Source organism: Streptomyces beijiangensis (assembly GCF_017315755.1).
Classification (GTDB): Bacteria; Actinomycetota; Actinomycetes; order Streptomycetales; family Streptomycetaceae; genus Streptomyces; species Streptomyces beijiangensis.
This window is the reverse complement of sequence record NZ_JAFLRJ010000502.1, coordinates 1-8373: the sequence shown is the minus strand read 5'-3', so window position 1 is coordinate 8373 and position 8373 is coordinate 1. Positions and strand designations below refer to the sequence as shown.

Below are 8373 nucleotides of genomic sequence, written 5' to 3'. Positions count from 1 at the left end.
CGACCCGGACGACCCGGACGACCCGGACGACCCGGGCGACCCGGGCGACCGGCCGGCAGGACGCCGGAAACGGTGGGCAATCACACACTCGCCGCGACGCGCCACAGCCTGCCCGCCGTCATACGGCCGCTCCCGCCGCGGTGGCCCCGCCAAAGGCACGGCCACCAGCAGTTTTCCCCCGCCCCGGGCAGCTCACCGCCCGGGGCTTTTCGCTGCCGACAATCGGCCGCCACGTCCGAAAAGGTCCCCTGACAGGACGATCCCGCTCCTGTTTCGGATCTCGTTGCGTCATACCCATGGATCCTTCTGGCCTTCTGATGCATCCTCCGCCCACCCGCAAGGAGCGACATGCACTGAATCGACACCGTGGTGACCGGGGCCGGCCCGCGCACCGACATGAACAAGGAGGGCTCCTCATGGAGTTCGGACTCTTCCTCAATGGATTCATTCCCGGCCGGGCGGCGCACGACCGCCCCTCTGAACACCTCGCCCTGATGCGGGAGATGGACCTCGCCATCAAGGCGGACAAGCACAACTGGAAATACGTCTGGTTCGGTGAGCACCACTCACTGACCGAGTACAGCCATATGTCCGCGCCCGAGGTCGTCATGGGCTACGTCGCCGCGAAGACCGACCGGATCCACCTCGGCACCGGCATCAACAGCCTCTCCCCGCGCAAGGAACACCCCGTCCGTTACGCCGAGCGCGCCGCGATGCTCGACCACATCACCGAGGGCCGCTTCGAATGGGGCACGGGCCGGGGCGCGGGCAGCCACGAGGTCGCCTCGTTCAACATCATGGACACCGCCACGACCAAGGCCGAGTGGGACGAGGTGGCGCCCGAGATCGTGCGCATGTGGGAGCAGTACGACTACTCCTTCCACGGCGAGCACTTCACGGTGCCGACCCCGCACAACATCCTGCCGAAGCCGTACGGCCACTCGCACCCGCCGATCTGGATGGCGTGCGGAAACCCGTCGTCGTTCGCCAAGGCCGGATCGCTCGGCATCGGGGCGATCGCCTTCAATTTCGAGCCGATCTTCGAGCTCAAGGGCCGTATCGACTCGTACAAGGAAGCGGCCGCGAACCCGGCCCGGATCCTCGGCGACTACCAGAACAACAACGTCATGATGACGAACACGGTCATCTGCCTCAACGACCGCAAGCGCGCCCGTGAGATAGCCATGCACGCGGGCCTCGGCTACCTGGTCACACTGGTGAACCTCTACCACGACACCATGCCCAAGTCGATGGACGAGAGGACGTGGCCGACACCGCCGATCGCCTTCAGCGAGCTCGGCGGCGAGGAGATCCTCGACGAGATCATCAAGGCGGGCCTGATGCTGTGCGGCACGCCCGACGAGGTCTGCGAACAGGTCGCCGCCTACCAGACCGTGGGCTGCGACCAGTTGGTCTTCGGCCTGACCGGCGGCATGACCTTCGACGAGCACCTCGAGATGATCGAACTGTTCGGCGACAAGGTCATCCCCGAGTTCGACACGAACCCGGAGCACTCCACCGCCGTCTACCGGCGCGGCGCGAAGGGCCCCAAGTACCCGTCGCACAACCACCCCGTACCCGCGGACCTCAAGCACACCGTGCTGCCGCCGAACGCCATCCTGCCGCTGGAGTCCTGACCGGCTTCACCAGCAGGAGTGGTCCGGGCCCCGCGTCTCCCGGAGTTGGGCACGACGGATCTTGTACTCCGCCGCCGCGATCAGCCCGCACACCCGCAGCCGCTCCAGCTCCTCCATCGCCACCTGGTGCGCCGCCCGGCGCGCGGCATGCATCTGTTCCCGGGCCTCGCTCGCCGCGCCGGCCCGTTCGGCGGCCTTCTGCTCCTTGCGTTCCTCGTCGAGGAAGTCGGCGAGGTACTCAGTGAACTCGACGTAGAAGTTCGGCAATTCGGCCCCCCAAGGCCAGGGAAACACGTTCGGCCCGGCACCCATGGTGCCGGGCCGAATCTACGCCCAGAACTAGAGCGCGTGCTCGACGAACCGTTCCGCCGTCTCCTTCAGGAGTTCCAGGCCGTCCCTCGCCCAGAGCACGTCGTTGAAGAGCTCCACCTCGATCGGACCCGTGTAGCCCGCCGCGTCCACGCGTTCGCGCCACTCGCGCGTATCGATCGCACCGTCGCCGATCTGGCCCCGGCCGTTCAGCACGCCCTCGGGCAACGGCGTGGTCCAGTCCGCCAGTTGGAAGGTGTGGATACGGCCTGCCGCGCCCGCCCTTGCCACCTGCGCGGGCGCCTGGTCGTCCCACCAGATGTGGTACGTGTCGACCGCCACGCCCACCTGGTCCGCCGGGAAGCGCTCCGCGATGTCCAGGGCCTGGGTCAGGGTGGAGATCACACAGCGGTCCGCCGCGTACATGGGGTGGAGCGGTTCGATCGCCAGCCGTATACCGCGTTCGCCTGCGTACGGGGCGAGTTCGGCGATGGCGTCCGCGATGCGTTCGCGTGCTCCGTGGAGGTCCTTCGAGCCCGCAGGGAGGCCGCCCGAGACCAGGACCAGGGTGTCCGTGCCGAGGGTGGCCGCCTCGTCGATCGCCGTACGGTTGTCGGCCAGTGCCACCGCCCGTTCCCTGGGGTCGATCGCGGTGAGGAAGCCGCCCCGGCAGAGCGTCGTGACCGTCAGGCCCGCGTCGCCGACCAGCTTGGCCGCCGATTCCACGCCGTAGTTCTGGACGGGTTCGCGCCAGAGGCCGATGCCCGGGATGCCCAGGTCGACACAGGCCTCCACCAGTTCGGGGAGCGGCAGTTGCTTCACCGTCATCTGGTTGATCGAGAAGCGGGTCAGGGGCGAGGACGTCACTGGGCTACTCCGTACACGTCGAGGAGCGACTTCATCCGGGACTCGGCCACCGCGGGGTCGGGGAACAGGCCCAGGCCGTCGGCGAGTTCGTACGCCTTCGCGAAGTGCGGGAGCGAGCGGGCCGACTGGAGGCCGCCGACCATCGTGAAGTGCTGCTGGTGGCCCGCGAGCCAGGCCAGGAACACCACTCCCGTCTTGTAGAAGCGCGTCGGCGTCTGGAAGAGGTGGCGGGAGAGCGCGACCGTGGGGTCGAGGAGGTCGCGGAAGGACGCTTCGTCGCCGCGGTCCAGCTGGCGCACCGCCTCGGCGGCGACCGGGCCGAGCGGGTCGAAGATGCCGAGGAGCGCGTGACTGAAGCCACGGTCGTCGCCCTCGATCAGCTCGGGGTAGTTGAAGTCGTCGCCCGTGTAGCAGCGGACCCCGTCCGGCAGCCGGCGGCGCAGATCGACCTCGCGCTTGGCGTCGAGGAGCGAGACCTTGATGCCGTCCACCTTGTCGGGGTGGGCGGCGATGACCTCAAGGAAGGTCTCCGTCGCCGCGTCCAGGTCGGACGAACCCCAGTAGCCCTCCAGCGCCGGGTCGAACATCGGGCCGAGCCAGTGCAGGATCACCGGTTCCGTGCACTGGCGCAGGAGGTGGCCGTAGACCTCCAGGTAGTCGTCGGGGGTCTTCGCCGCCGCGGCGAGGGCGCGGGACGCCATGAGGATGGCCTGGGCGCCCGTCTCCTCGACGAGGGTCAGCTGGTCCTCGTACGCCTCGATCACGTCGTGCAGCGTCGCCTCGCCGGGCGTGAGCTGGTCGGTGCCGACACCGCAGGCGATCGCGCCGCCGACGGCCTTCGCCTCGGCGGACGAGCGGCGGATCAGCTCGGCCGCGTTCGGCCAGTCCAGGCCCATGCCGCGCTGCGCGGTGTCCATCGCCTCGGCCACGCCCAGGCCGTGCGACCACAGGTGCCGGCGGAAGGCGAGGGTCGAGTCCCAGTCGATGGCGGCCGGGGAGTCGGGTGACACGTCGGCGTAGGGGTCGGCGACGACGTGGGCCGCCGAGAAGACCGTGCGGGAGGTGAGGGGCGCGCCGCCCGGCCGGAAGGCGGTGGGCGCCGTGCGCGGGGCGTATGCGTAGGTGGTGCCGTCCGCACGCGGAAGCAGGAGGCTCACAGCGAGATCTCCGGGACGTCGAGGCGGGTGCCCTCGGCCGAGGACTTGAGGCCGAGCTCGGCGAGCTGGACGCCGCGGGCGCCGGCCAGGAGGTCCCAGTGGTAGGGCTCGTCGAGGAAGACGTGGCGCAGGAAGAGCTCCCACTGGACCTTGAAGCCGTTGTCGAATCCGTCGGCCTGGTTGTCCGGGACTTCCTGCCACTGGTCGCGGAAGGAGTGCGTGGCGGCGAGGTCGGGGTTCCAGACCGGCTTGGGGGTCGAGCTGCGGTGCTGGACGCGGCAGTTGCGCAGTCCGGCGACGGCGGATCCCTCGGTGCCGTCGACCTGGAACTCCACGAGCTCGTCGCGGTTCACGCGGACCGTCCAGGAGGAGTTGATCTGGGCGATCGCGCCGCCCTCCAGCTGGAAGATGCCGTACGCGGCGTCGTCGGCCGTGGCGTCGTACGGCTTGCTCTGCTCGTCCCAGCGCTCCGGTATGTGCGTCGCGGTGAGCGCCTGGACGGTGGTGACCCGGCCGAAGAGCTCGTGCAGGACGTACTCCCAGTGCGGGAACATGTCGACGACGATGCCGCCGCCGTCCTGTGAGCGGTAGTTCCAGGAGGGGCGCTGCGCCTCCTGCCAGTCGCCCTCGAAGACCCAGTAGCCGAACTCTCCGCGGATGGAGAGGATCTTGCCGAAGAAGCCGCCGTCGATGAGGCGCTTGAGCTTGAGCAGACCCGGGAGGAAGAGCTTGTCCTGTACGACGCCGTGCTTGATCCCCGCCGCCTGCGCGAGCCGGGCCAGCTCCAGGGCGCCGTCGAGGCCGGTGGCGGTCGGCTTCTCGGTGTAGATGTGCTTGCCGGCGGCGATCGCCTTCCTGATGGCGTCCTCGCGGGCCGAGGTGACCTGGGAGTCGAAGTAGATGTCGATCGTGTCGTCCGCGAGTACGGCGTCGAGGTCGGTGGACCAGTGTTCGATGCCGTGCTTCTCCGCCATCGCCTTCAGTACGTGCTCGCGGCGCCCGACGAGGACCGGCTCGGGCCACAGGACCGTGCCGTCGCCGAGGTCGAGGCCGCCCTGCTCGCGGATGGCGAGGATGGAACGGACCAGGTGCTGGCGGTAGCCCATTCGGCCGGTGACGCCGTTCATGGCGATCCGCACTGTCTTACGTGTCACGTAAATCCCTCTCCCGCAAATCCATCCGCACCAGCGATAGCAAGCGCTTTCTACACGCTATGAAGCTAACCTGCGACCGACGGGTCGGACAAGTGGCAATCAGCAAGTTGCTCGGAGGAAGAGATGACGACGACGCTCGCGGACGTGGCGGCCCGGGCCAGGGTCTCCCCGGCGACGGTCTCCCGCGTCCTGAACGGCAACTATCCGGTCGCCGCCTCCACCCGCGAGCGGGTGCTGCGGGCGGTGGACGAGCTGGACTACGTACTGAACGCGACGGCGAGCTCGCTGGCCGCCGCCACCTCCGACCTGGTCGGCATCCTGGTCAACGACATCGCCGACCCGTTCTTCGGGATCATGGCGGGCGCGGCCCAGTCGGCGATCGGCGGCCAGGAGGGCACCGGCCGCGGGGGCGGCGAGAAGCTGGCGGTGGTCTGCAACACGGGCGGATCCCCGGAGCGCGAGCTGACCTACCTGACCCTGCTGCAGCGCCAGCGCGCCGCCGCGGTGGTACTGACGGGCGGGGCGGTCGAGGACCCGGAGCATGTCGCCGCGGTCTCCGCGAAGCTGGCGAAACTGTCGGACGCCGGAACCCGGGTGGTGCTGTGCGGGCGCCCCCCGATGGAGGGCGGCGGAAGCGCCGTACTGGCGACGCTGAGCTTCGACAACCGGGGCGGCGGACGCCAACTCGCCCAGCATCTGCTGGAGTTGGGACACCGCCGGATCGGTTACGTCGCAGGCCCCGAGGAGCGGACGACCACCAGACACCGGCTCGAAGGACACCTCAAGGCACTGGACGCGGCGGGCATCAAGGACGATCCGCGGCTGGTGCTGCACGGTCCGTACGACCGGCGGTCGGGGTACGAGGCGACGCGTGAACTCCTGGACAGGGAGCCGGGGCTGACCGCCGTCGTCGCGGCGAACGACACGGTGGCGCTGGGCGCGTGCGCGGCGGTACGGGAGCGGGGACTGCGGATCCCCGAGGACATCTCGGTGGCGGGCTTCGACGACCTGCCGTTCTCGGTCGACGCGGTGCCGGCGCTGACGACCGTAAGGCTCCCGCTGTACGAGGCGGGGGCCTGGGCCGGACGCCTCGCGATGGGGGCGGAGGCACCCCCCGAGGGCGGGGTCGCGGTGGTACGCGGGGAGCTCATGGCCCGGGCGTCGACGGCGGCGCCCGGCCGGTAGCGGAGGAACCCGGCGGGCCGCAGGCGTCAGCCTCCGTCTCCGTCCGGGCCTCCGAGCGCGCGCACACACTCCTCGATCGCCGTACGCACCGCGTGCGCCGCCTCCTGCGTGAGCAGCCCGTCGACCGACAGCACGTCCTGCAGCGGCTCGGCCACGGACGTCAGCATCCCTTCCCGTTCCCCCTGCGGGATCAGGTCGATGCCCCGCCGCAGCTCCGCAAGACCCTCCGGGCCCCGGCCCGTGAGCAGGAGGGTGTCGGCCAGGTCGAAGTACGCCCAGGGGGTCGGCTCGGCCGTGTTCCGCACCGCGAACCGGGCGAGATGCTCAAGGGTCCGGAAGCGTTCCAGAACCGGCGCGGCGTCCGCCCCGCGCAGACCGGTCAGCAGGAATTCGATCCTGGCGTGGTTCAGCAGCGGATACGTCGCGTTGCCGCTGAGCTTGCCCGCCTCCTGGTAGCAGGTCAGCGCGCGGTTCAACTGGGCGGTTTCGAAGCGTCCTTGGCTGCCGCCCTTCCGCGCCAGCCTGCGGTACAGGCCTCCGAGCGTCGCCCAGGTCTCGGAATCCTGGCCGTCCAGTGCCACCGCACGGTCGAACGCCCTGACCGCCTCCTCGTCCGAGAACCCCCGCTTGCTCAGCGTGAGACCGATCTCCCGCCAGGCGGCGGCGAAGTCGTCCTTCAGCCCCACGCACACCCGCAACGGCCCCTCGGCCTCCTCGTACCTGCCCTCCTTGCGCAGCGCGACCCCGAGCTCGAAGTGCGCCCGCCAGCTGGCCGGATTGCGGTTCGCGGCCTCCTGGAGGAGCTCGATACGGCGGGCCAGACCCTCGCTCTTGAGCGCCGCGTCGACCAGGTCCTCCGCCTGCTGCTCGCGCAGCCTGCGGATCTCCTCGTGCAACTGGGCGTGCTCGGCACGGGCGATGAGCACGAATCCGCCCCCGTCACGCACCGGGCTGTCGACCCGCTCGGGGCTGCGCAGTCCCGAGACGGCCGCCTCGGTGATCTGGCGGATCGACGCGTCGAGCTCGTCGGGGCCCGGTCCGTAGGGGATCACCCGGCTGGAGGAGACGTTGAACCGTACGTCGTCGATGTTCTGGCAGATCGGGATGGTGACGCCGTCTCTCAGCGCCCAGCGGACGCCGAGCTCCAGATAGACATTGGCGTTGGCGCCGCTCAGGTCCGCGATGTACACATCGGAGTCGATGGCCTCGGCGAACATGGACCGGTGGATGGCACCGGTCGCGGTCTTCTCCTTCTCGATGACGAGTTGGGTACGGCATCCCATCTGCCGCCCGATGCCTTCCGCCACGGGCTCCAGCAGACGGCGCTTGATCATCGCGATGTCCGACCAGGCCGCGGTGGCACCCATCGTGGAGCCGGGCATGGCGACGAAGACGCGTATGGCGGGCGCATCGCCCGTGCCGTCGGCCGCCGCCGGTGCCTGGAACTGTTCGACCACCGAACTCTCCCCCTGTCCCGCGTCCACACCCGTGTCCGTGTCGTCGACCGGCCCGTCCTCGAAGGCGGACCCGTACTCGGGAGCGCCGTGCGTACGCCTCTCGGCGGCCTGGAGCTTCCGCAGCGTCTCCCACCGCGTGCGCCAGTGGTCGAGCCGCGGATCCGGCCGCGCACCGGGGCCGGGGCGGGCGCCGTCGTGGGCCAGCAGAGTTCTCACCAGGGCGATGAGGAAATCCCGGCTGGGCAGCCGCTTCCCGCTCAACACCTCGCTGACCGCGGACGGCGACAGGGGCCGGCTCGGCGGTGCCTGGCCGGCGATCACCCGGAACGACGGCGCGCCGTGTTCTATCCGCAACTCCTCAAGCTCCTGAGCGAATTCGGCCAACGCGCGCTTGTACGTATCGTCTCCTGGTGCCACCTGCCCCAGGCTAGGGGGTGTCCGGCGGATCATGCCGCGGTCGCGCCGGTCTGGCACGCACATCTGCGGCGTTGTCGTCAGTTGCCAACGCTCCGCGTTGTCGCCCTCCTCCGCCTTGCAGCTGCACGCACCAGACCACCGCTCACCAGCGCCAGTTGCTCAACGCAAATCGCAGGCGGCCTGATCCGCC

General features: G+C 69.8%; 7 protein-coding genes. 2 read left to right on the top strand and 5 right to left on the bottom strand.

Translation table 11 applies throughout. The annotated features are described in order from the left end of the window. Positions 1-416 precede the first annotated feature (416 nt). On the top strand, positions 417-1637 hold the full coding sequence (locus J0695_RS35995) for an LLM class flavin-dependent oxidoreductase (RefSeq protein WP_206968983.1): 1221 nt from the start codon (positions 417-419) through the stop codon (positions 1635-1637). A 6-nt stretch (positions 1638-1643) separates the two neighbouring features. Here the strand turns inward: J0695_RS35995 and J0695_RS35990 are convergent, their stop codons facing one another. From J0695_RS35990 to J0695_RS35975, 4 genes are all read right to left on the bottom strand, one after another. Beyond that, positions 1644-1904, bottom strand: coding sequence for a hypothetical protein (locus J0695_RS35990; RefSeq protein ID WP_206968982.1), 261 nt, complete (start codon positions 1902-1904; stop codon positions 1644-1646). Between the two features lie 72 nt (positions 1905-1976). Further along, a complete protein-coding gene (locus tag J0695_RS35985; RefSeq protein ID WP_206968984.1) occupies positions 1977-2774 on the bottom strand; it encodes a sugar phosphate isomerase/epimerase family protein in 798 nt (265 codons plus the stop codon). Between the two features lie 35 nt (positions 2775-2809). Beyond that, positions 2810-3970, bottom strand: a complete 1161-nt coding sequence (locus J0695_RS35980; RefSeq protein WP_206968981.1) for a dihydrodipicolinate synthase family protein — start codon at positions 3968-3970, stop codon at positions 2810-2812. Continuing rightward, positions 3967-5124 carry a Gfo/Idh/MocA family protein gene (locus J0695_RS35975; protein ID WP_206968980.1) on the bottom strand — a complete coding sequence of 386 codons (1158 nt, stop codon included), beginning with the start codon at positions 5122-5124 and terminating at the stop codon, positions 3967-3969. Before J0695_RS35975 ends, J0695_RS35980 begins: the two co-directional genes overlap by 4 nt. A gap of 123 nt (positions 5125-5247) precedes the next feature. On the opposite strand from J0695_RS35975, the gene J0695_RS35970 reads away from it, so the two are divergent. Beyond that, complete coding sequence (locus J0695_RS35970; RefSeq protein WP_206968979.1) at positions 5248-6309, top strand: LacI family DNA-binding transcriptional regulator; 1062 nt, start codon at positions 5248-5250, stop codon at positions 6307-6309. A gap of 26 nt (positions 6310-6335) precedes the next feature. Here J0695_RS35970 and J0695_RS35965 read toward each other — a convergent pair whose 3' ends face one another. Then, entirely contained in the window at positions 6336-8183 is a 1848-nt protein-coding gene (locus tag J0695_RS35965; protein ID WP_206968978.1) for a tetratricopeptide repeat-containing protein, read from the bottom strand. Positions 8184-8373: the final 190 nt, after the last annotated feature.